Consider the following 21,385-nt stretch of genomic DNA (forward strand, 5'->3'; position numbering starts at 1 on the left):
GCTTCCAGAGAAACCTCCGAGCACTTCGAATGCCCCGTTCAGGAGGCCTCGTTGAAGCGCAGTTTCAGGGGTTGAGCGACATGGATGTCGCGAGAGCCGCGATGGGCCAGGGATGGCCCTTCGCGGCGTGCCCCTGTAGCGCCGCGCGCTTTTTGGCGCGGATTTGCGCCGGTTTTGACGCGCCGAGCTGATGCGGAGCGCGCCAAAACAAGGGCAGAACTGACCGGCTACAGGGTATAGGTCCGCGCTTCCAGGGAGCCCCATGTTGGGGCGCTCGCCACTGTCAGCGCATCCGTCCAACTGGCGTTGTCGTCGGAATACTGAATCTTGAAGGTCTTGGGGCCTTGCCCGGTGAAGGAACGGGCCTGCAGCCTCACCGAGTCTACAGACTTGGGCGTCCCGAAGTCGTAGGCCAGCCATGCAGGGAAGCCGCCGTTGTTCGCCCACTCTGTGCTGGTGCTGCCATCGAAGGCATTGGACGGCGGCAGGCCGGTATAGCTGGAGCTCGCCGAGGCGGTGCCGCCGGTTGCTTGATTGACGCCAGCCTTGAGCAACTGCACCTCTGCAAAGCCCACATAGCTGCTTTCTCCAGCAGTGACGTAGACCCGCCAGTATCGATGGCTCCCCACTGCAGGCGGGGTGTAGGTGAACTGGTGGCGCTGCCGTTGCTGGCTCGCCAGCCCACCCCGAACAGACCACAGCTCGGCAATGATCGCCCCGGCATAGCCGGTGGCCAGTGTCACCGTGGGGGCAGATAAGCCAGTGGCCGAGGTCAGCTCGGCCAGGGTATCAGCCCGCAGCAGACGGGCATTATAGGTCGTGCCGCTCTCAGGCCCGATGGCGCCGATGGTGGTATCCACCAACTGGTCCGCCTGCTGAAGCCGGTCACGATGCACGCCTGTCAGGACCAGCTCACCCGTGACCGCTGTCGGGTAGTAGTTGCCGGACAGCTTGAACTGCCCTGGCGGATAGGGGCGGCCCTGGCGACCTGTCAGCGCGAGGCTGTCGGTGCCAGCGAGCCCTGGAGCCAACTGGCCTACTCCGGTATTGGTTAGAAGCTGCGCCTGGAGTGTGACGCCGCTGGTATACACCGTTTCGTCAGCGTTCTCGAAGTTGTCATAAAACCAGACACGCGCTCCGGCTGCGTGCTGGGCAGGCACCGTATCAATGCAGCCTCGGGCAAAGGTCACCACGCCCGTGGTGTAGTTGATTGCATCCACCCGGACGATCTCGTCGTCGACCAGGGCCGCCTGGCCTACAAATACTTCCTCCAGGCGGTCGCCACTGGCGAGCGTGACAACGGACGGGCCAGCCGCAATCGGCAGAGTAGTGGCGAGCAGCGCGGTGGGGCACCAGTCGCCCTCTCCCCGGTCCACGAACGCGCCAGAGGAGCCCACCCGGTCGGTCAGGGTGTAGCTGAGCGACAGCGAGGTTGGAGCAGCCGCAACGGCGGTGGCCAATGCCGCAGTCACGTCCAGCCTGGCGAGGTTGGCCGGATCAATGACGCCCGCCAGCTCCCGATACGGCAGCTCGAAAAAGCGGCGCTGAGTGATCGCGCGCGGCTCCCGGTCAGGCGGCAGCCAGCCAGTGGGGGGAACGCCCACAAAGCTGGTCAAAGGCAGGCTGAAAACGTCCTGAAGCGCGGTAATGGTGATCCGCCCGTTATCCACCGTACCGTCCTCGTAGCGGCCCACCCTGACGACGATCTGCTGGATACCGCGCCGGAGCGAGCGAATGCGGAAAGGCTGGCCCGGTTCCAGGTTGCGACCGCGACGATCCAGGATGACCTTGAAGCGCTTCAGGCCCGAGGTTTTCAGGCGCATGTCACGCTGCAGGAGCCGGCCGGCGATGTCACCAGTGGGCGCCCCGACATACTCGACAGTCTGGGCTGACTGGCCCCCGTCGCGCTTGGCCACGGCACTATTCACGCCCTTGACCTGTTTCGTCTCGCCATCGATAGCGTCGACGTACTTGACGTAAAGGACGCTGGGCACACTGCTGCTGTCGTTGCTGCCTGACTCGTCCTTGGTGATCTCCAAAAGTCCGCTGTCCTCATCGAACAACGGCAGGCTATCGACGTCGTAGTCGTCACGCAGTAGTCGGATACTGATCAGGCCGGTGCGGCGGCTCAGGTAAACCTCAGCGCTGATGTGGCCCAGCACCGTATCGCGGAAGGATTTAAAGGTATCGCTGCGCTTCCACTCCAGGCAGAGGCCGAGACCTTCGCTGTACAGGGTGTCGGCGGCGGCACGCCAGGATGCGTCGTCCATGCGAGCGCGGGGGCGCTTCCCGAACCGCTGTCCGGTGTAGAGCAGGTAGAGGATATGGGCCGGATTCATCGCCTTGATCTGGTTGTCCGCCAGCCAGATGAATTGCTTTTCCGGATACCAGGCACTGTCCGGCAGCCAAAGCCGGTTGCCGCCACGGCGGAGAATCTCCCAGGTCTTGGGATAGGGGTTGTTAGAGCCGACCAGGCCGGAGAAAAAGGCGGTAGTGATACCTCGGAACGCGGGTACGACGCCGCCGAGCTGCGACAGCATCGACGTCAGCTTGGCGACCGGAACCTGATCCTCTTCGCCGAACATGACATCCAGGGTTCCATCGATCCCGCCTTCGCCTTTGTCACCTCCGAACAGGTTGGCCGCGCTGATCCTGACTTGCCCATTGCTGGTGATGGAGCCTTGCCAAGCTGTCTTTTTACTGGCGCGAATCTGGCAAATCTCGTCCACCGGGAGGCCGAGCCCCATGTGGATGTCGAAGGAATAGCGACGCCCAATCGTCTGAGACTTGTTACTCGACCCCATCGCCGACCTCCCGCGCGTACTCAACCAGGAGCAGCGCCATGGCGTCACCAGTGTCGATCAAAAGCTGTTCGTCGATGCCGTTGCGGATGAAGTCGAGCCAGTCCAGGTCGTGGCGGGCGAAGAACTCCCGCGCCGCCGCGTGGCAGAAGCCCTGACGGCCCGTCCAGGTCGGAATCGTATGCAAGTGCTGGGCAGTCACAATCATTTTTTGCCGCCCTTGCTGCGGATGTTCTTGGTTCGGTAGTTGCCCACCGTCAGCACCATCCAGGACTTCGTCCAGGCTTGACCGAACAGAGCCGTTTTTTCCTCACCCTCTTCGCAAAGGGGGAAATCGAAGTCCTCAAAGGCCGGGGCCTTGGGGGACTTGGGCTTGGGCGCAAGCGCTGTTGAGATGATGTATGACGCGATAAGAATGACGATCTGAACCCACATGGCGTATTACCTCACCAGACCTGGTTTCCATCGAAGGGAGAAGAGCCCTGCAACTGCGGAATGGCACGCAGACGCTGGGCGTTGTTGAACTTGTCTCGACAGGTCGTCGGCAGGAAGTCGCAGCCTGGATAGAGTCGCAGCACGCCAACCGAGGGAATGCCGGCTGTGCCGGCCAACATGGTCAGGTCACTGCCCTGGTGCTTCTCAACATGGCGCCGGTCGAAGTTGCCGCCGCCCACGTCCCACTCGACATAGCCCGCTGTGAAGTAGCCGTCCGGGTAGCCACCGGCCGCGCCTACTGTGATCTTCAAGCCATCGATTGCCAGGACGACCCCTTCGACGCGGTAGGCGTCGAGATCGACCCCGCACCAGACATCGCCCAGGACTGCGGTGCAGGTCCGCGAGTAGGTGTCAGTCAGCCCCGGCTGATCCATCAGCGCATCCAGTCCCGTGCATGTGATGGTGGCCGACTCGACCTTGGGCCAGTTCACGGACGTGACCTGGCCGACCCAGGCGGTTAGCACTTCGGTGTCCTGCCAGTGGACGTCATAGATTTCCAGCTCAATGACGTCGCTCGGCGGCATCCCCCGATATTCCTGCGCTACCTCCAGATCGGCCGGCCCCGTGAGGGTCAGCCGGTCGGACCCAGGGTCACCGGACTGGATGATGCCGGAATCCACCAGCCCGCCCTGGACGGTCTTATAGACCTGGTTGTTGTAGGTGACGTCTCGGTCACTGCTGTTGTAGCTCCAGCGCAGAACGCCGCGACTGAAGGCATACAGGCGAATGGGCTTACCCAGTGCAAGCGACTGCTCGCGCACGTCAAAACTCATCGTCTCGGACCCCCTTGAAGGTGAGCGAGGAACTGGCCAAGCCTTCGCTGTCGGTGATGTGCTCAAGCTCCACCACGTCGCTGTTAGAGCGGGCCAGCGTCATCCAGCAGATTCGCGCGACCTGGTCCGGCTCGACCTGACGCCCCAGGGCCAGGTCTATCGCCAGGCGCTCGGTCTCGGTGCTTGTCTCGGTGCTATTGATGATCCGGCGATAGAAGACAGTGCCGTCGACCAGCTCGATGCGGATGTCGCGGCGGCCCGGTTTCAGCTGGCCAAAGCGGGTGTAACCGATGCTGGCGATATCCAGCGTGACGCCCGCGTCGCTGATGGTGGAGAGAAGTGTTAGGTCATCCGCATGCGTCGGAACCCATACGGCGGCCTGCTGACCATTCAAAGCCATGATGAGCGAACGGAAAGCCGCGCGCTCAGCCCTTCCCATGCCCAGCCAGCGCCAACCAATCACGGGGAAGGCCCGCCCGGCCAAGTCAGTGTTCAGTGGCAGGGACATGCCGCCATCTAGGGCGCGTATCAGGCGCTCAAAACTATGCGTCAAGTCCTGGCTCTCGTCCGGGCGCTGCTCAAGCACTGGCCATCCGCGATAGCTGCTAGCCGGCATGACAGCCGGCCAGTCCGTCAGCTCCATCAGCAGGAAGTTGACCTCCGCAGTACTGACAGTGTCGGTAAGGCGGGTGAGCTGCGGTTGCGCTGTGAGCTGCGCCGCGCGGGCAGGGTAAAGGCGCGAGCCAATGCCCCAGGTCTGTTGAAGCGGACGCCCCAGGGTCAGGCCGGTGCCGTCGATGCTTTGCACCTGGACGACTTCATGGGTGAAGGCTGATTCGCCACGCAGCATGGCCATTCCGCCGACGCGAAAGTCCAAGTACTGGGTATCGCAATTGATGCGGCTTTCACCCGCCGAGGCAGCCACCCGCAAAAGCTGGACGTCTGGCCAGATCGGCATCGCCCAAGTGCGTGCGCCCCAACCGAATAGCGAGAGATCGAGCAGTTGCCGCTCGCGCTCCACGGCAATCATCTGCGCCTGGAACTCGCGTCTCGGAACGGTGCGAAGGGACCGGCGCTGCTCGACGTTGGTTTCGCTCTGCAGGATGTCGGTGGCAGCACTGAGCCGTTCGATGACGCTGTCGCCCCAGTTCGGCGCGAAACTCCAGGCGATGATCCGATTGGCCGTAACCCTGACAGCTGCGCCAATACCGCCACCGAAGTTCCACACCACACGAGTGTCCAGCACCGGCTGGCCGTCCGGTGTGACGCTGAGTTGCCAGATGCGTTCTTTCAGTGCCGGGAACAGCAGCGGCGGCTCGGCCTGGCCGCTGGCAATCAGCCCCTCGTCGGTGCCGTCGATGGACGCCAGCGTCTTGGCCACCAGGAAGGCGTTCCAAACATAGATCGGCGTGGTCTGGACCGACGCCACGTTGCCCAGGGCAAGCTCCTGCGGCCTGACGTGGATGCGGTGGTAGTAATCGTCGCTGTAACTCCGGGCCTTGCTGCCGCTGATGGCTCGGCCGTTTGCCTCTACTGGCCAGTCAGAAGACAACGTGCCGCGAGGTCTGGCCCCGACAAGCGCTTCGTGCGGGGGCCAGTAGTCCACGGCGAAGTCATGCATTGCCCCGGTCAGGTACGGGTTATTGAGACCACCCGCAGCGGAGCGCACCAGCATTCCGTTCAGCACTGCCATGATCAGGGACCGTCATATCGGATGGCCCAACCGAAGGTGCCGCTATGGTCGAGACCAGTACCACCGTTTCGCGCTGCGGTGTTCTTCCGGTAGAACGGGTAGACCCGCCAGCGATCAGAGCCAAGGGTGATGATCTGACCAGGCTCGTAGTTGTCGACGCGGACATAGCGTGCGTTTCGCAGATCAACTACCAGGGAGCACTTATTGCTCGCGCGGAATACGTAGCCCTGGATCGGCAACAGGATGGCCTCACTGTTCCAGGCTGAAGGGCTTCGAGTGATAAGTGGATAGGACGCTTCGACAGCCTGGAAGCTGTTCAATGAGCGCGCGTTATTCAGCGTGCGGTACGGCCACAGCACACCGTCCAGGTTTGAGCAAATGGCGTCCTGCTGCGAGCCGGCATCGATGTAGCCGTCGGTATTCCAGAACAGCGCGCCCGACGAGGCGCCGAAACCCGGATTGGTGTGATCTGAGCCCTGACCGCCTCCGGTAATCGGAGAAATGTTCAGACCTCCACCCTGGGGGCCACGCTTCAAGCGGCTGATGGCAGACGTCCATAGCCCCGAACCGCCGAGCCCTGCCACGTCCGATACCCCGAAGGCCAACCAGAGGTAGTAATCCAGGTTGTACCGCGCGACCAGGTAGACCTCGGCCGGGCTGTCGAAGACGTGTATGGAGTACTCCATCGGCCAGGAGGCCAGGGTGGTATCGCGCGAAGGTGCCCCCAGGCGCGGCGTTACTGGAGCCGGACTGACCAGTGCCCCCGAGGCGTAGCCGGTGGCCCCCTGCAGGATCAGACCGATGCCCTGCGCGGCGGTGTCCGCCGAGCTGATCGAGCACTTAACGAACGCAGCCCCCTTGCTCAATACGTCATCGGTAAGGGTCCAGCCCTGGGCGACACACGCGCTAAACAGGGCGGTACGCAGGTCCGCGAAGCTGTTCGCCGCTCCGGTGTAGAAAGCCATCAGTCCATCCTCAGTGCGTAGTAGTCGGAGAAGCCATTGCGGCCCACGTCCTGGATCACGACGTAGGTAACTCCGCCAATGACCAGGGTGTTCTCCACTGCGTTGTTGAAGCCGGTGATGTGGAAGATGCCGTCCAGTTCGCCATAGACCCCATTGGCGTCACTCAATACGACGGGAGTCAGCGCGTAGTTGCCGCCGGTATCGCGCGCCTGGGTGACCGCTCCGGTGATGGTGTTGCCAAACCAGGGGTTGCAGTCCGGCTGCAACCAGACTCCCGAGTTGAAGCGCATGCGCATGTTCGGTCGGGTGCCCTTGTAAGGCATCGAGTGCGTGGTGTCGGAGAAGCGAGTGGCTGGGACGCCATCGAGCATGCCCGCCGCAATGACCGGATAGGGGTACTGGTCGGGCATGGCGTAGGGCAGGAACTTGCCCAGGTAGACCGATTCATAGACCGGCGTCCCGACCTTCATAGCCAGCGCCAGACGCTGGCCATTCAGGGTTAGCCAGTAGTCCACGCGGTTGTTGTGGCAGGGCACGCCGGAGAGCATCGCGCCAGGCTGGGCGTCGAAGGTGCTGCTCGACAGGTAGCCAGTGAAGGCCGCCGCCACCAGGTTGTAGTAGTCGGCGGAGGCGTCCTGGTAGGTGCGGAAGCCAACATAGATATCTTCCTCACCACTCAGGCCGGGGGCCTTCATGATCAGTTCACGGTTGGCGGGGACAGTGTTGTATCGCAGCACCGTCCAGCCGTTGGCAGACGCGAAGTCTCGAATCTGCTGGAGCATGTTGTAGTGGGCGAGCGTGCCGCCCGCGTTGTCGACGTAGCCAATCGAGCTGGGCATGGTTAGGCGTCCAGTTTGAGGACGGCCCGGAAGCGCTCCGGGTCGCGGGAGATTCGGACCAGCATCTTCTCGATGCCGGCTTCGCTGAAGGCGACTTCCTGGATGCGACTGGGGTCGTCTACCAGGTAGAAGTTCTGGGCGTTCTTGAGGGTGGCGCTCATCAGGGAGCTGGAGTCAGGCGGCGGCGCTCCAGCACCTACCGGCGCCGGGAGACTTGGCGCAGGAGTACCAGCTAGCCCACCAGTCGCATGGCCGACACGGGTCGCCCACTTGTCCAGGGCAGCCATGCCGTGCGCGTTGAAGTCGTTCAGGAATGGCAGCGCACCAGGTTGGCGAACCACCGCAGCGCGGGTGACGAACTCCCAGTTTGAGAGGTCAGCCCGGATGGAATCGCTGGTATCAGTGCCGGGGCCAAGGACGTGCCCCCCGGTCGCATATCCTCCAGTCGAGCCGCCGCCGTAGTAGCTTGAGAACGCCGATGAGGCCAGGCTGAACCAACTACTGCCACCGCTGGACCCGGAGGTCGAACCTCCGGCCGCACCACCCGCGTTCGCGGCCGCCAGGGAGATAGCGGCAGCCTCAATGGCCGCCGCGCCAGTGAGCAGAGTCCCACCGGCAATACTCAGCTGCGTCGCTGATCCGGAGACAGCCAGAGCGCCGGTGGTCAGGCCCGCCCCCTGGTCCCCACCACCAAACATGCCCATGATGCTACCCGCGAGGGATTGCGCCAGGTTCTGCGACGCCATATCCAGCAAGGCATTGGCCACACCCTCGGCCAGCGCACCGATGGCGTCGCGCAAGTCCATGGTGCCGTTCGCCAGCCCCTTGATGGCATCGGTGAAGCCGGTCGTCAGTCCATCTCGCAGCGTCGTCTGGAGCTGCGTGGTGGTGGCCTGCAGGCGCTGCGCCTCGCTATCCAGCGCGGCCAATGCCTGCGCAGCGGCTTGCCCGACTTCACCAGGTTGGCGGGCCATCTGTTCCAGGACTGGGCGAATCTGCTGGAGCTTCTCGTAAGTCGCCCGGTGGATGTCCAGGATGCGCTGGCGGGCCTCCATCTCGTTGATGACGCCCGCGTCCTGCTGGACGTTGACCGACGATTCCGCGCGCTGCTGATCCGCCTGTAGATCGTCCAACTGCTGTTTCACGTCGTCCAGGCGAACCTTGGCCTCGGCTACCGGGACAAGCTTGTCTATCCAGGCCAGGCCGGCGTCGTTGCCAGCCTTTTCGAAGTCCTGGCGCATCGCGTCAAATTTCGCCCGAATCTCCAGCAGGCCCGCGTCAACATTGTTTCCGCTCGCGCGCAGGTACTCGGCCTGCAGGTCGACGTTCTGCCGAGCGTTGGCCTCGGCCTGGCGTTTCTTCTCGTCGGCGTCGATGGCCGCCAGCGCTGCCTCCGCCCTGGCCTTGAGCGCGCCCGTCAGTCCCTTCTCTGCCAGTTCGTAGGCTCGTACCTCGGTGCTGTTCATGCCGAGCAGCGCGGCCTGGCGCTCCAGCTGGGTGACGTAGCTTTCCTGGCTTTTGCGCAACTGCTCGGAGGTCTGGAGGCCCTTGCGCGCTGCCGCTTCCGCATCTCGCTTGGACTCGGCCTCTGCCTTGTTCGCCGCGTCTAGCTTCTGGTTGGCGCCGGCCTGTTCCAGGATTTTCTTACCCAGCGCTGACGTGGCGTCGATACCTTCCTTGCGGAGGTAGTTCATAGCCTCTTCAGTAGCGCTCAGGTTCTGCAGGCGTTCGTTCTGGCGCTGCAGGTTGTCCAGATACTGGTTACCCTCCCGGACGTTCTTGAAGCGATCACTGCCTTGCTGCGCCTCCAGCTGCCGCAACGCCCCGGTCAGTGCCTGCACCTTCTCGTTCGCATCGTCCAGGCTCGGCAGGTCCATACCCGGCACGGCCGGCACATCGCTGTCCTGGAGCGCCTCGGCGCGCTGCTGGACCGCTTCCGCGTCCGCCAGCTGCCGCTTGACCTGCTCAATGCTCTGACCGATCTGGTCATAGTTGGCGGTCTTGATGTCGCCCAGGTTCAGGGACTGGATGATGTTGCGGGTGGCATTGCGGATGCGGACGCTGGCCGTTTCGGTGGCGTTGGCGGCGCGATCCATGCCGGACTCGGCGTCCCCGCCGAAGTCCAGGAAGGCCGTGGCGGCGATGGCGATCATGGAGATGACGCCGACCGGGCCGCCGAGGAACCCGAGCAGGCGACCACCTACGGCGGTCACCGTGCCCATCCCCCGAGCCAGGAAGCTGGAGGCAGTTGCGGCAGCAGCGGACGCCACGTTGGCGCTGTTCGTGGCCACCGTGAGGGCCTGCTGCGCCGTTGCGGCGGCCGCCACTGCGGCGGTCCTGCGCTGATAGGCGGCGGTAGCCGCAGCAGACGAGGCCACGGTGGTGGATGCGAGCGTCGCTTCCGCTGCCTGGACTTGCTTGATGATTGCCGCTTCCGCCAGTCGCAGCTCGGCCAGACGGGCAATCGACTGCTGCCGGCCCACGTCGGTGATCTGCGCCTGCAGGCGCGCCTGTTCCAGCCCGCGCTCGGCGACCAGGGCGGCCTGCACGTCCCGAAGGTTCTGCAGCGCGGCGGCCTGGCGGACGCGGCTGGCGGCAACCTCTGACTCTGCCGAGGCGACGGCGGCCTTGGCTCGTGCCAGCTCCTGGACAGCAGCACGCTGAGCGGCGACAGCAGCGCCCTCGTCGGCCGTGGCCTTCTGCGCGGCAGCGACGGCGGCGGCCTTGCTGGCGGCGGCGTTGGCGATCCAGGTGGCGGTCAGGCCGGTGATGGCTGCCACGGCACGACCGGCCGCCGTCACCATGACTGCGTCCAGGGCGGTGCCCAATAGCTCGGCATTGTTGCTCAGGCCGTCCAGGACGTTGGCCACGCCCGAGATGGCGCCGGCCAGCGCCTCGCCCGCGCCCTGGCCGTTGGTGAACTCACCCACCAGGCGAGTGAAGGCGTTCTCCAGCTCCTGGACGGCCATGGAGACGGTCTTGATGCGGGTAGCAAACTGGTCGTTGACGCTGGCGGCCGCGTTGGTCAGGGCATCCACCAGGACATCCCCGGTCAACTGGCCTTCGTTCGCCATCTTGCGAAGCTCGCCGATGTTGACGCTGAGCCCGTCCGCAATCGCCTTGAGTAGCGCCGGAGCCTGTTCGCTGACGGAGTTGAACTCTTCGCCACGGAACACACCCGAGGCCAGCGCCTGGCCGAACTGCACCAGGGCGGCCTCGGCACTTTCGGCACTGGCGCCGGAGATGGCGATGGACTTGGCGACGGTTTCCGTCAGCCCAGCAACCTGCCGTTGGCTGATACCCAGGCGGTCGGCGTTTTGGCCGAAACGCTGGTAGACGGTGGCAGTCGAGTCCAGCGCGGAGCTGGTTAGCTGGGCGATGCGGTACACGTCATTGGTGACCGCCGCCAGCTCGGCCTGCCCCGTGGTGACCAGGCGCAATCTGTTCTGCAGGTTGGTCCAGGCATCGGTCGCCTGGACGATTTCACGGACGCCAAAGAAGGCGGTCAGCCCGATGGCTGCGGCCTTGATGGATGCGGTTAGGGCGTTCATCCCACCGCCGATGCGTTGGGTGGCCGCCGTCAGTTGGTCGGCATCCCGCGCGGCTGCCCTGGTGCTGTCCCCGAGCTGGTCGACCTCACCGTCCAGACGGCGCAGAGCGTCCTGGGCGTCCCGCAGCTCGGCACGAATGCGCAGGGCGAGTGTCAGCTGCTGATTGTTTGCCATGTCAGGTTTCCAACTTTTTGAGGAAGGCGCTGGCATCCTTGCCGCCCGCCATGCCGAACATCACCGCCCGAAGGTCACGGGCCTGCTGTCGTTTCTCAGCCGCCTGTGCTTCCGCCCAGAACAGGGTCAGCTGGCGTCGGGTGTAGTTGCCGAGGGCTTCGCGGGAGTGCCCTGCACGGACGAGATCGGCGAAGACTCGTCCCCAGGTGGTTGGCTCTGTCCCTTCGCCTTTGCCAGTAGGCGGGGCCTCCAGAGCCTTCGGACGAAAAAACCACTGTTCACCATCCACCAGCTCAGAACGAGCGCTTCGCCGTCAGTGGGCGGCAGGGCGTCCACCCACTCCACAGGCTGCCCGCAGCTAATGGCAAGCAGTTCGCTCAGGCTGTCGGAGTACAGCGCCAGGGCGTCATAGATGACGTTGATGGAATCCAGCCCTTCCAACTGCTCGGCAGGGATGGCGGACAGAGCATCCGCCATCGGTGCGAGCAAGTAGTTGTTGGCCAACTGCTCGCGGAAGGTCAGCTCGCGGACAGTGACCTTGATACCCCCGACCGTCAGCTGACGGTCGGGGAGCAGGACTTCCAGGCTGTTGTCGGGCGCCTGGGGCGCCGGGCTCTTCTGCATGGCTTACCCCAGCTGGATGATGCGACCGAACTGGCCGAGGTCATCCGAAGCCGGACGGCTGCTGTCCAGGAGAATGCCGCCGCTAATCTGCATGCCCGCCACCGCGTTGCCGTCGTTGATCAGTGCCAGCTCCTGGAGCGGATCGGTGGCGACCTTGTACAGCTCGACGATGACCGGCGCGCCACCCTCGGCCAGGTTGATGCCCTTATAACGCAGGGCGATGGTCGGCTGGGGCGCGGTGAACATGCCCACCTGCTTGGTCGCGGCATACCCATACGCAGCCTTGAAAGGCTGAGTCGGTGCCGGAGTGGGCAGGCTCAGAATCTGGACCTCACCGTAAGCACCATCGGCCAGGAGCGCGTAGTACTGCTCATCCAGCTCGACCGGAGTCGCAGCGCTGTCGGTGATGACCAGGTCAGTGACACCGGGGTTGGCCAGGGCGACCACGTCGCCGGCCACCAGGGCGCCGGGCAGCGGTTCGGCGGTCACAGTACCGGCTGCCTTGGTCACCACCTTGCCGTACAGGGTCAGCGCCAGGTTGTCCGGACTGATGCTGTGCAGGGTCATGTTGATGGTGGCGGTTTTGCCGATGGGGAAGCTACGGACCAGGGCTTTCTGGCCGCTGTACGATTCCTTGTGCTCGACCTTGTCGACAGCCAACTGGATGGCCATGGCCGAGACGTCCTGAATCCAGCGCCATTTACCGACCACACCGTTGACGATGGGGGCGGCGTCGACCTGGCCTTGCCCGTAGAAGTAAGTTTCCTGTGCCATGTGTGGCCTCCGTAGGAATCAGTTGTTGCGCGTTATTTGTCGCTGCTTTCGGATTCGGGCTTGGCCGGCTTGGGCTGGCCCTGGTACTTGGCGATCACGCCACGGCGGACCAGGAACGCAGCTTCCACAGTACTGACCTCGATCTCGTCGCCCTTGGCCACCGGCTTGCCGGCATGGGTGTGGTTGGGGTTCTCAGCGGTGATGGTGACTTTCACGGTTTCCATGTCTTGATCCTCGGGTAGACAAACCTGGCGGTGAACACCAGGGGGAAGTAGAAGTAGCCGTTGGCGTAGCCGACCTGGGCCGCCTGGGGACTGCGTGCCAGTGCTGCCACGTCCTGGGCCGGAATCCACCCGGTAAGCGCCTTCAGCAGCCGACCTAGCAGCGGACCTGCCAAGCGGCGGGCGCCCTGTCCGTCGCCCTGGGCGTCGGCGTAGTACACCGTCAGCACGGCCGCCCAGTGCTGGACTACGAACTGGACCGCCCGACTGCCACCCTGGGCGCTCGCCCCGGTTTCGATCTGGTCGCCCAGGTAGATCACGTAGACGCAGGGCGATGCCTGGCTCTGGTCGCCCAGGGTCGCCAGATCGGGCAGCCCCTCGACGCTGGCCAGGCCCGGAACTTCGGCCTGAATCCGTTCAACCAGGAGCTGCTCCAGGAACAGGTAGTCGAAGGGATCACTCACCACTTATTCCCCCAGTCGTTGCGCCCTGCGCTGATCTGCACGGTGTTGCCGATGGGGGCCGGCGTGCCGGTGGCGGACAGCGCAAGGCTGAGTTTCCCGGTGGAAATGCCGACCAGGAGCTTGCGCTTGCGCTCGGCATCCTGGAGCGCGGGGTGGTCGTCCTTGACCTGGGTGTGGAGGTTGGCGAAGGCCAGCACGCAGGCCACTCGCTTGAGCACCACCGGCACCTCGGCCAGCGGCAGCTGGTAACGGGCATGCAGGTGGAGGTCGATTTCCGCATCTGCATCGCCAATTGCCTGGGCCACGACAGCCGGGTCGATAGCTGTTGCGGGTTTATTGACGCGGTCGCTCAGCTGGCGGATGACCGCTTCGCCGTACTGCTCGACCAGTTCGTCCTGGGTGCAATAGGTCACAGCTGCGGCTCCTGGTGCTCGTGGTGCTGCTCCAGGACGTCGATGGCGGCGCGGCAGTCAGCGGCGACCAGTTGCTGCAGGCCGGCCTGGACCAGGTCACCCTCGGCCAGGCTGATCGGCGCGTTGTGCTCGGCGATCTGCGCGGCGATGGTCAGTTGGCTGACGGCCAGGTCGTGGTCACTCATGCCTGTCTCCTGAATAGGTGGCCATCCTTGGCCGGGGGCGGTCCTTCTGCTGGGGCGGGTTATTCCGCGTTGCTCTGCTCGCCTGCCTCGGCGGCGCCGACGCTGGTGTCGTCCACCGGGAAGTCGCAGAACTCGACGCTGAGCATGGGTTCGTCCTGGAGCGCCTGGAGCTGCTCGGCGCTGATGGCGTCCAGGGCGATCCCCATGCCTTCACTGGTGAAGGCGAAGCCGGCGCGGCGGAAGGTCGGCGGGAAGCTACGGACGAAGATGCCGTCCACAGTCTTCTGGTCGCCGGCCGGCGCCTGGCTGGCCTTGGCGGCCGGTTTAGCGGCCTTGGTGGTGGTTGCGCGTGCCATGGATTACCCCCTTACGCGGTGCCAGTGGAGCCGTAGGCCAGCTGCCAGAAGCCGTAACCGGCAGCAGCACGGGCTTCAGCGCCGAACTTGAGCTTTTTCAGGTTGAAGACGTCGTCCGACTCCAGGTTGACCTGGGAGACGAACACCGGCTTTTTGCGCGGCTGGTAGACGAAGGGCTTGATGGGCTTGGTGGTATCCAGCAGGAACCAGGCGGTATCCGACTCGATACGCGCATCCACCACCAGCTCGGCGGTGCCGACGTAGGGGTTGGGCGTGTTGTCCGCCAGCTTCGGACTGGTGAGCAGCATCTTCGCCATGTCTTCCAGGGCGGGGCCGACCAGGAGGACGTTCGGGGTGACGTTGAGGGAGCGGCCCTCATCGTCCTTGAACTTCTTCATGGCGGTGCGCGCCGCGCCATAGCTGGCCTTGGCGGCGGCCTGGGTGGCGTTGGAGAGTGCAGCGGTGCCCTTGTTGCTCACCGAGGCATCGCCGACCGGGTGGTCGGTGTCGATGAAGTACTGGCCGTCGAAGCACACCTTGGTGAAGGCACCGTTGACGACTTCATACACCAGCTCGTCGGGGAGCTGGGCGGCCGAGTAGCCCGCCATCTGCGCCTGCGGCGCATAGATGCCGAGGGTGTCGTCCTCGATGTCGTTGCGGTCCACCTCGACCGTGGCTTCGAAGTCCTCGTTTTCGACTACGTACTTGTAGCCCTTGAGGTTCTTCACCACTTTGGCGCCGATCCAGCGGCGCATTTTCGGGAAGGCGCTCAGCCACTTGTAATCGTTGCTGCCGCTGGTGCTGGGGACTTCCATGGCGATCTTCTGCCAGGTGGAAGGTGCAGCCGCGAAGGCGTTGTTGAAGATCGTCTTAATCGCGGTGAACGCCGCAATGAGACTCTGCTTATTGATCAGCATGTGCTCGGTTCTCCGTTGGTGAGCCTGTTATTCCACCCAGACGCCGTCAGACTCGACGCCGATGATTCGGCCGGCCTGGGAGCGGGTGGAGGTGCCGTCCGTGGCGGCGACGGTCTGGTCGTCCACGATGTAGGCGGTTTTCATGAGGTTGGCCTGGGTGATGGAACCGTCGTTCGCCCACTTGAAGGCGTTCAAGCGGCGGACGCGGACGACCTTGGCCCCGGCTGCGCCGTTGCGGTTGTCCACGTATTCCTCGGCGCGGCCGAGGTAAGTCAGGCCGGTCGCAGTACTGCCGCCTACGGCGTAGCCGGTAGCGTTCGCCACCACGATGGAGCCGGCGAAGACCTGGACGTTGGCCGCCACCGGCACGCCGATGATTTCGGCGTCCTGCAGCGGGGTGTTGCGGTCAGTGGTCAGGGCGGTCATGGCGCCTCCTTTACTGGGCTTTCAGGGTGGCGAGGTAGTCTTCGGGCTTGAGCTGCATTGCCGAGCAGACGGCCAGGGCGGCCTCGTCCAGCTGGTCCACCGAGGTCGGCACGACATCGCGTTCGGTGGTCTGCTGGCGGGTCAGCGCGGCGATGGGTTTCGCCTGGCCCAGGTAGCTCTTCAGGCCGGCCAAGTCCTTGGCGCCGTACTCGCGCGCCCAGGTTTCCATGGACGGAATGAGGCGGCCTTCCTGGATGGCGGTATTGATCAGGCCGTCCAGCTCGCCACCGTTGAGGCGGGAGGTCAGCACGGCGACCTGTTCCTGGAGCGGGCCGACAACGGCGATGGGCACCCACTTGGCGGGGTCCGGGTTGCCGTTGCCGGTGGTTTTCAGCTGGGCAGTGGCGGCGGCGATCTGCTCGGCGTTCGCTTCCTTGTCCAGGCCGAGGGTTTCGCGCAGCTTGGCCAGGACCGACGCCTGGTCATCCAGGGCAGGCTTCAGCGCCTTGAGGGCGGCGATGGCCTCTTCCTGGGTCGTTCCTTCCTTCAGCGACAAGGCCGCGATGATGGCTTTCAGGAGTTCATCCACGGAGGGTTCCTCTTTGGGGGGGTAGAGGCCAAAGGTGGCCGCCGCTCGGCGCGCGAGCGGTTCCAGGCCATCGATGGCGGGGTCGTTGGTCAGGGCGCCCATGAGGAAGGACAGGACAGTGCCGTCCGGGGCGTAGCTGAAGACTGGGCTGAAGTACATGTACTCACCGTCCTGGATCAGCTGGGCGGCGCGCGGGGTGTACTCGACGCGGCCCCACAGCCCGGAGCCCTCGCGCCATTCGAAGTCGTAGAAGCGACCGGCAGCGGGTGCTGGCTGGCCGTTTTCCTCTTTCTTCAGGGTCTGGTGTTCGTAGTCCAGGACGGGGGGCGTCTGGCGAGCCTTGGCGCGCTGGACGACAGAGGCGGCGCTGGCAGCGTCGATGCGCCAGGCCGGAACGTCCATGGGGCGCCCGTCCATGGGCAGGAACTCACCAGCCGGAGTGATTTGAATCCAGGTGCTGCCGTCCTCCAGCTTCGGGAGCTGGAAGGAGCAGGCAGCGATGGCAACGAGCAGTGGGTTCTTTTCCATGCCGCCAATGGTGGCGACCGGCAAAGGGTGCTGTTACGGGAAGGGGTTCAACGACTAGGAATATCCCCCCCAAGTGATCTGGAGGCGGAACCCTCGTGCGCGAATGGCCGAGGAACGATTTCTAACGGGGTTCTAACGGGGGTATCGGCACAAACGCGATGCGAGGTAGCGCGGCGCGCGCTTGCGTGCATCCTGCGCGTTTCTAGCGCGGTCGAGTGAGCGCCGCCATGACAGTGTCCAGGACAGCCTGGCGCGCGTTGGGTTTGAGCTGGCCATTGCTGGTGACAGGCAGATACCCACGCGCCGGGATAACGACCTTGTGCCCCCGGCCCGCCTTGCCGCCCAATTGCTGGATCGCGGCATAGATCAGGTTGGAGCCGATCTGCGCCTGGTCGCGGTCGGCCTGAGTGGTGATCGAGCGCGCCAGGGCGTTGGTGAGCTGCAGGATGGGATGGGCGCCGCGCCCCTTCGCCTCGCGTGCTGCCACCGTTGCCGGGGCGAGCTGGGGCCAGCCTGGCCCCTCATCCATAAAGGCGAACTCGGTTTCGGCCGCCAGCTCGGCAGCAATGCCCCGCATCATCGGCAGCGTATCGGTGACGGCGCCCAGCAGCGCCTCCAGGCGCTCGCGTAGTTCCTGGTCGTCCAGCTGGATGTCGAAGTTGTTCGCCATCAGCGAATCCTCCTGTATCGGCCCGTGGCCAGGCCGTCCTGGATGCTTTCCATGGTGACCTCCTGGAGCTGGCCGACGTTCTCCAGCTGGCCGGGGCCGTAGACCTCACCGCGCAAGCGCACGGCCAGGACGACGCCCTCGGCCTGCACCACGTACACCAGGGATTCACTGCCGCGCTCCCACAGCACCAGGTCGGGCTTGGCCAGACGCTGCGGCAGGTTGGCCAGCAGTTCACGGGCGAGCGAGCTATTGCGGATGGCGGTGTCGCTGGTGGCCACCACTCCGGCACGCAGCTGGGCGCCCTGGGCGACGGCGTAGGTGATGTCGGTTGGATCGAGCACGCCAATGGACATGGTTTGCCCCTGGGGCGACGCGGCGCGATCCACGAACGCCTCCCAGGCCCGCAGGCGCACCGGATCGAGCAGCGTGTCCTGGACCTCGGCAATGGCCGCCTCGGCACCCAGGGTGCGCTCGGCCTTGTCGTAAAGCACCTGGTCCATCAGGTGGCTCTGTATCGGGCTGCCGTCGAAGCCGGCATCGGGACGGAATTGGATCTTCCGACCGCTGCGGTCGGTGGTGTCCAGGGCGGTGACGGTCTGCTCACGAATCTCCCCCGTGCGCTTGTCCACGCCCGTTTCCACGGTGACCTGGTGCGTCTTCCCTTGGCTGGATTCAACCGTGAGCCCGCGCCGCTTCACCGCCTCGGCGCTGAGCGCGACCATGCGACAGCGGCAGTTGTAGCCGTTGGGCGGCATGATGTGCTGCCAGATCGGGTCATCCCAGCGGTAGACCTTGCCATGCAGCGCGGCATGGCTGGGCCGGGTGACGCTGTCCATGACGGCCACGTACATCCAATAGGGGTGCGTCTCCCGCGCCTCATAGGCCGCCGCGTAGCGCCCCGCCATGTAGGCCGACTGCGCATTGGTCTGGTAGATGGTCGCCAGGCGGCGCGGACTGCCCAACTGGGCGACCTCTGCGCCACCGTCCGGCGCCACGATGATCTGGCGGCCCCACCAGCCTTTTGCCTCCAGGGTCGGCTGCAGGTTGCGCTGGAAGTCCTGCAGGGTCTGCCCCTTCTGCAGGTTCTCGGTGAGTGCGTCGCGGATGTCCTGGAGCACGTCCAAGCGGGCCGCCCTGGCCACGGTGAAGGCGCGGGCATGGGTTGCCGCGTCGACGTCGTGCCAGTTCCAGGTGATGGCGAAGCCCTTGCGCTCCAGATACTCAATGGCGGCGGCCGGCTGCATGCCAAAGATGGCGCGCAGATCGGCCTCTGTCGGGGTCGCCATCAGTCGATCCTGTCCAGGGCGCCGTGGAGGCGGCCCCAGGTATCAGCCACGAACAGCAGGCGGTGCAGCGCCTCGGTCAGGGCTTTCTCATCCATGTCGGGGAACGCCTCGGCCAGCGCGCCGAGCAGCTCGGCCTCGCTTCCACCGCGGTTGATCGCATCCAGGAGCGGGGTTAGCAGGTCGTGGGCCTGATCTTGCAGGCCCTGAGCCGGTACTGCGGCCAGGGTCTTGTCCAGGGCCTGCTGGTCGGCGTAGCGCGGCCCGATCACCTGGGCGAGCGCCGCCACGCGGCTGCCGTGGCGGCGGGTCAGCTGCGCCATAGGGGAGCTGGTCAGGTCTACCAGGACGGCCTCGCCGTTGGCTGGCAGCGGGATGCCCAGCTGCTCCTGGAGCCAGTCCCTTGGCACCTGGACGCCCATCTTGACCAGGGGCGGCAGGGCCGTGGACATGGCGGTCATATCCGCGCGGTCCTTCAGATCGAACTCCAGGCGGGGCGCGCGGCGGGCATCGGTACTGCCGGAGCGGTTCAGCACCAGGAGCGGCCAGAGCAGATCGCGGCTGAGCGTGGCGGCCAGCTGGCGGGCGTCGGCGTTGCGCAGATCGTGGCGGACTTCGTTGTGAACCTTGCCCAGGGCAAAAGCACCACCACCGGACTCGCTTGTCTGGCTGGTGAGCGTGCCGCCCAGGATCGCCTTGGACATGGCGTCATCACACCAGCGCATCATGGCCAGGAAGGGGTCGGCGGTGCCCTGGGATGCCTGTTCGAAGTCGATGGACATGGATTCCGGGATGATGCCGGCTGCCGCATGGCCAAGGCCGGTAACCGCGCGGAGCAGGGTCACCTTCTCTTCATCAGGGGTGCCGGGCGGATACTTACCGAGACGGATCGGCAGGCCGTAGATTTCCAGCATCTCGGCCAGGTCTGACGTGGCGTAGTGCTTGAACAGGTAAGGCCAGGCCAGCACCCGGAACAGGCCGCTACGCGCCACGTAGCCGGAGCGCGCACGCGGCTTGTGCATGATCCAGCCGAAGGGCTGAAGCGCCTCGCCGGCCATGCTGTTGTCGCGCAGGCGCAGCTCGTTCTGGTCGTCCGGGTTGAGCTGGAACCAGCTTTGCGGGCGGTGATCGAAGGCCAGCGGCATCCACTCCCGCCCCTCCAGGGACCAGTCCAGCTCTATGGCGCTGTAACCATGGCCCACACCGTCCATGGCATCGAGCATCAAGTCCTCCAGCCCCTCCAGGTCCTGGAGCACTTCGTGGAGGTACTCCGCGTCGGCCTTCTCGGCGGCCGAGGCATTGCGCGGCGGCACGATGGTCCAGTCCAGGCCAAGCACGGCGCGCTTACGCTTGCTCATCTCGGCGAACAGGTGGGCGTCGCGTTCCTCCATGTCCATGAACAGCTCGGCCTGCGCCTGCAGGTTGCCCTGYTCRGCTTCCAGGAGGATGCGGGCGAGCTTGGCCGGGGTCAGGCCCCTGGCCGGATGGTCGGCGAACTCTTTAGCCAGGGCRGTCAAGCGCGCCGTCTGCTGCTCGCGCAGCTCCCGCATTTTCAGGGGCTGGCCGTAAATATCCACGATGGGCATYGTYGTCTCCTACCAGTCGCCGCCCATGCGGCCACCTGCGTCAAATGAATCTTCGAATCCACCAGCGGAGGCCATTCCTTGACGGCCAACCAGGGCGAACTCCATGGAGGAAAAGCCGGTCGTTGCCAGCATCCAGAGCATGTGAAGGGCGTCGGGGCCGTCATCGTGGTCGGCGGCCGGGAAGTGCTTCAGCTGCTGCACCAGGACTGTCTGGCTGGGGTGCAGGCGAATCAGGCCGTTGGCCACGTGTGGCTGCAGGCTCTCGATGCGTAGGAGCTTGTCGGCGTGCGGCGTGATCGCGCGGGCCGGCACCGGGCAGCCGGCTTTGGCCGAGCGCTTCACCAGCTCGGTGCGCAGGAACTCCTGGAACTGGACCGCCTCGACGCCCCACACCAGGCAGCGATAGGCCCGGTGCATGGCAATGATGTCTTCGATGATCTTGTCCGGCAGTCGCTTGCGGATGCCGGCTTCCACCACGTCCAGGACGCCGGTTTCGCGGTTGAAGCCGCCGACCAGGATGGCGCTCGGGTCGCGGCTCGCACCCTGTTTGCCCAGGGATGGGTCGCACGCGCCATAGAACAGCCACTGAGACAGGCGGTTCACCCAAAAGGTGATGCAGGCCGCGAAGGGGGCGTTGTCGCCCTGTACCGGGTCGTTCTGCTGCTCGGAGTCGAACGCCGAATGCCCGTCACGGGCGCGCTTTACCATGAGCTTGTAGAGCGGCTGACCATCCGGCCAGCAGATGATCGCGCCTTCTTCCATAGCGGCGGCGCGCTCCTGGTAGTAGGCCAGAGCTGACGCGCCCTCGTCGTCGGAGTTGAGTAGCAGTTCCTCCCACTTCTCCCACAGGTCCATACGGTGCGGCCATTCGATGATGGCTTTGAACTTGCGGCGCTTCCACAGCGGGTTTTTCAGCAGCCGCGACAGGACGGAGTCGTAGTGCAGGATCGTGCCGATGATGATGACGTCCATGGTGTCATCGGCCGAGCCGAGGGACAGGACGGTCTTTTTCAGCCAGTTCTCCAGCTTGTCGCGCTGCTCCGGGCTGCGGACGTTCT

General features: G+C 64.9%; 22 protein-coding genes. All 22 read right to left on the minus strand.

Going from position 1 to position 21,385, the window contains the following annotated elements; translation table 11 throughout:
• Positions 1 to 227: 227 nt before the first annotated feature.
• Positions 228 to 2,804 (minus strand): discoidin domain-containing protein, encoded by a 2,577-nt coding sequence (locus QO207_RS10295; protein ID WP_301532332.1) that lies wholly within the window; start codon positions 2,802 to 2,804, stop codon positions 228 to 230.
• The gene (locus QO207_RS10300; RefSeq protein WP_301532333.1) at positions 2,791 to 3,009 is read right to left on the minus strand and encodes a hypothetical protein; all 219 of its coding nucleotides are present in this window, start codon (positions 3,007 to 3,009) and stop codon (positions 2,791 to 2,793) included. Before QO207_RS10300 ends, QO207_RS10295 begins: the two co-directional genes overlap by 14 nt.
• Positions 3,006 to 3,236, minus strand: coding sequence for a hypothetical protein (locus tag QO207_RS10305; protein ID WP_301532334.1), 231 nt, complete (start codon positions 3,234 to 3,236; stop codon positions 3,006 to 3,008). The genes QO207_RS10300 and QO207_RS10305 overlap by 4 nt, the downstream gene beginning before the upstream one ends.
• 11 nt (positions 3,237 to 3,247) lie before the next feature.
• The gene (locus tag QO207_RS10310; protein ID WP_301532335.1) at positions 3,248 to 4,069 is read right to left on the minus strand and encodes a phage BR0599 family protein; all 822 of its coding nucleotides are present in this window, start codon (positions 4,067 to 4,069) and stop codon (positions 3,248 to 3,250) included.
• Positions 4,059 to 5,762 (minus strand): hypothetical protein, encoded by a 1,704-nt coding sequence (locus tag QO207_RS10315; RefSeq protein WP_301532336.1) that lies wholly within the window; start codon positions 5,760 to 5,762, stop codon positions 4,059 to 4,061. Before QO207_RS10315 ends, QO207_RS10310 begins: the two co-directional genes overlap by 11 nt.
• Before the next feature lie 2 nt (positions 5,763 to 5,764).
• Entirely contained in the window at positions 5,765 to 6,727 is a 963-nt protein-coding gene (locus QO207_RS10320) for a hypothetical protein (protein WP_301532337.1), read from the minus strand.
• On the minus strand, positions 6,727 to 7,566 hold the full coding sequence (locus QO207_RS10325; protein WP_301532338.1) for a hypothetical protein: 840 nt from the start codon (positions 7,564 to 7,566) through the stop codon (positions 6,727 to 6,729). Before QO207_RS10325 ends, QO207_RS10320 begins: the two co-directional genes overlap by 1 nt.
• Before the next feature lie 2 nt (positions 7,567 to 7,568).
• Positions 7,569 to 11,291 (minus strand): tape measure protein, encoded by a 3,723-nt coding sequence (locus tag QO207_RS10330; protein WP_301532339.1) that lies wholly within the window; start codon positions 11,289 to 11,291, stop codon positions 7,569 to 7,571.
• A 126-nt stretch (positions 11,292 to 11,417) separates the two neighbouring features.
• The gene (locus tag QO207_RS10335; protein WP_301532340.1) at positions 11,418 to 11,915 is read right to left on the minus strand and encodes a DUF6631 family protein; all 498 of its coding nucleotides are present in this window, start codon (positions 11,913 to 11,915) and stop codon (positions 11,418 to 11,420) included.
• Between the two features lie 3 nt (positions 11,916 to 11,918).
• Positions 11,919 to 12,689 (minus strand): hypothetical protein, encoded by a 771-nt coding sequence (locus QO207_RS10340; RefSeq protein ID WP_301532341.1) that lies wholly within the window; start codon positions 12,687 to 12,689, stop codon positions 11,919 to 11,921.
• A 32-nt stretch (positions 12,690 to 12,721) separates the two neighbouring features.
• The gene (locus tag QO207_RS10345) at positions 12,722 to 12,913 is read right to left on the minus strand and encodes a hypothetical protein (RefSeq protein WP_301532342.1); all 192 of its coding nucleotides are present in this window, start codon (positions 12,911 to 12,913) and stop codon (positions 12,722 to 12,724) included.
• Positions 12,901 to 13,374 carry a hypothetical protein gene (locus tag QO207_RS10350; RefSeq protein WP_301532343.1) on the minus strand — a complete coding sequence of 158 codons (474 nt, stop codon included), beginning with the start codon at positions 13,372 to 13,374 and terminating at the stop codon, positions 12,901 to 12,903. The genes QO207_RS10345 and QO207_RS10350 overlap by 13 nt, the downstream gene beginning before the upstream one ends.
• Positions 13,371 to 13,787, minus strand: coding sequence for a gp436 family protein (locus tag QO207_RS10355; protein WP_301532344.1), 417 nt, complete (start codon positions 13,785 to 13,787; stop codon positions 13,371 to 13,373). The genes QO207_RS10350 and QO207_RS10355 overlap by 4 nt, the downstream gene beginning before the upstream one ends.
• Positions 13,784 to 13,972: a hypothetical protein gene (locus QO207_RS10360; protein WP_301532345.1), complete on the minus strand. Its 189-nt coding sequence runs from the start codon at positions 13,970 to 13,972 to the stop codon at positions 13,784 to 13,786. The genes QO207_RS10355 and QO207_RS10360 overlap by 4 nt, the downstream gene beginning before the upstream one ends.
• A 59-nt stretch (positions 13,973 to 14,031) precedes the next feature.
• Positions 14,032 to 14,328, minus strand: coding sequence for an HI1506-related protein (locus tag QO207_RS10365; protein ID WP_301532346.1), 297 nt, complete (start codon positions 14,326 to 14,328; stop codon positions 14,032 to 14,034).
• 11 nt (positions 14,329 to 14,339) lie between these two features.
• A complete protein-coding gene (locus QO207_RS10370; protein ID WP_301532347.1) occupies positions 14,340 to 15,245 on the minus strand; it encodes a Mu-like prophage major head subunit gpT family protein in 906 nt (301 codons plus the stop codon).
• A 27-nt stretch (positions 15,246 to 15,272) separates the two neighbouring features.
• Positions 15,273 to 15,671: a hypothetical protein gene (locus QO207_RS10375; RefSeq protein WP_301532348.1), complete on the minus strand. Its 399-nt coding sequence runs from the start codon at positions 15,669 to 15,671 to the stop codon at positions 15,273 to 15,275.
• 10 nt (positions 15,672 to 15,681) lie between these two features.
• On the minus strand, positions 15,682 to 16,788 hold the full coding sequence (locus tag QO207_RS10380) for a phage protease (RefSeq protein WP_301532349.1): 1,107 nt from the start codon (positions 16,786 to 16,788) through the stop codon (positions 15,682 to 15,684).
• Positions 16,789 to 16,990: 202 nt separating this feature from the next.
• Positions 16,991 to 17,458, minus strand: a complete 468-nt coding sequence (locus tag QO207_RS10385) for a phage virion morphogenesis protein (RefSeq protein ID WP_301532350.1) — start codon at positions 17,456 to 17,458, stop codon at positions 16,991 to 16,993.
• Positions 17,458 to 18,744, minus strand: coding sequence for a phage minor head protein (locus tag QO207_RS10390; RefSeq protein ID WP_301532351.1), 1,287 nt, complete (start codon positions 18,742 to 18,744; stop codon positions 17,458 to 17,460). The genes QO207_RS10385 and QO207_RS10390 overlap by 1 nt, the downstream gene beginning before the upstream one ends.
• Positions 18,744 to 20,327: a DUF935 domain-containing protein gene (locus QO207_RS10395; protein ID WP_301532352.1), complete on the minus strand. Its 1,584-nt coding sequence runs from the start codon at positions 20,325 to 20,327 to the stop codon at positions 18,744 to 18,746. Before QO207_RS10395 ends, QO207_RS10390 begins: the two co-directional genes overlap by 1 nt.
• 9 nt (positions 20,328 to 20,336) lie before the next feature.
• Positions 20,337 to 21,385 (minus strand): phage terminase large subunit (gene terL / locus QO207_RS10400; RefSeq protein WP_301532353.1); only part of this gene is annotated, 1,049 nt, incomplete at its 5' end.

Source organism: Pseudomonas sp. CAN1, from assembly GCF_030462585.1.
In the GTDB taxonomy this organism is placed as follows: Bacteria; Pseudomonadota; Gammaproteobacteria; order Pseudomonadales; family Pseudomonadaceae; genus Pseudomonas.

What these genes read in the sequence shown, in the direction of transcription:
- QO207_RS10295 (WP_301532332.1), bottom strand. Translation starts at nt 2,804, where the DNA reads ATGGGGTCGAGTAACAAGTCTCAGACGATTGGGCGTCGCTATTCCTTC.
- QO207_RS10300 (WP_301532333.1), bottom strand. Translation starts at nt 3,009, where the DNA reads ATGATTGTGACTGCCCAGCACTTGCATACGATTCCGACCTGGACGGGC.
- QO207_RS10305 (WP_301532334.1), bottom strand. Translation starts at nt 3,236, where the DNA reads ATGTGGGTTCAGATCGTCATTCTTATCGCGTCATACATCATCTCAACA.
- QO207_RS10310 (WP_301532335.1), bottom strand. Translation starts at nt 4,069, where the DNA reads ATGAGTTTTGACGTGCGCGAGCAGTCGCTTGCACTGGGTAAGCCCATT.
- QO207_RS10315 (WP_301532336.1), bottom strand. Translation starts at nt 5,762, where the DNA reads ATGGCAGTGCTGAACGGAATGCTGGTGCGCTCCGCTGCGGGTGGTCTC.
- QO207_RS10320 (WP_301532337.1), bottom strand. Translation starts at nt 6,727, where the DNA reads ATGGCTTTCTACACCGGAGCGGCGAACAGCTTCGCGGACCTGCGTACC.
- QO207_RS10325 (WP_301532338.1), bottom strand. Translation starts at nt 7,566, where the DNA reads ATGCCCAGCTCGATTGGCTACGTCGACAACGCGGGCGGCACGCTCGCC.
- QO207_RS10330 (WP_301532339.1), bottom strand. Translation starts at nt 11,291, where the DNA reads ATGGCAAACAATCAGCAGCTGACACTCGCCCTGCGCATTCGTGCCGAG.
- QO207_RS10335 (WP_301532340.1), bottom strand. Translation starts at nt 11,915, where the DNA reads ATGCAGAAGAGCCCGGCGCCCCAGGCGCCCGACAACAGCCTGGAAGTC.
- QO207_RS10340 (WP_301532341.1), bottom strand. Translation starts at nt 12,689, where the DNA reads ATGGCACAGGAAACTTACTTCTACGGGCAAGGCCAGGTCGACGCCGCC.
- QO207_RS10345 (WP_301532342.1), bottom strand. Translation starts at nt 12,913, where the DNA reads ATGGAAACCGTGAAAGTCACCATCACCGCTGAGAACCCCAACCACACC.
- QO207_RS10360 (WP_301532345.1), bottom strand. Translation starts at nt 13,972, where the DNA reads ATGAGTGACCACGACCTGGCCGTCAGCCAACTGACCATCGCCGCGCAG.
- QO207_RS10365 (WP_301532346.1), bottom strand. Translation starts at nt 14,328, where the DNA reads ATGGCACGCGCAACCACCACCAAGGCCGCTAAACCGGCCGCCAAGGCC.
- QO207_RS10370 (WP_301532347.1), bottom strand. Translation starts at nt 15,245, where the DNA reads ATGCTGATCAATAAGCAGAGTCTCATTGCGGCGTTCACCGCGATTAAG.
- QO207_RS10375 (WP_301532348.1), bottom strand. Translation starts at nt 15,671, where the DNA reads ATGACCGCCCTGACCACTGACCGCAACACCCCGCTGCAGGACGCCGAA.
- QO207_RS10380 (WP_301532349.1), bottom strand. Translation starts at nt 16,788, where the DNA reads ATGGAAAAGAACCCACTGCTCGTTGCCATCGCTGCCTGCTCCTTCCAG.
- QO207_RS10385 (WP_301532350.1), bottom strand. Translation starts at nt 17,458, where the DNA reads ATGGCGAACAACTTCGACATCCAGCTGGACGACCAGGAACTACGCGAG.
- QO207_RS10390 (WP_301532351.1), bottom strand. Translation starts at nt 18,744, where the DNA reads ATGGCGACCCCGACAGAGGCCGATCTGCGCGCCATCTTTGGCATGCAG.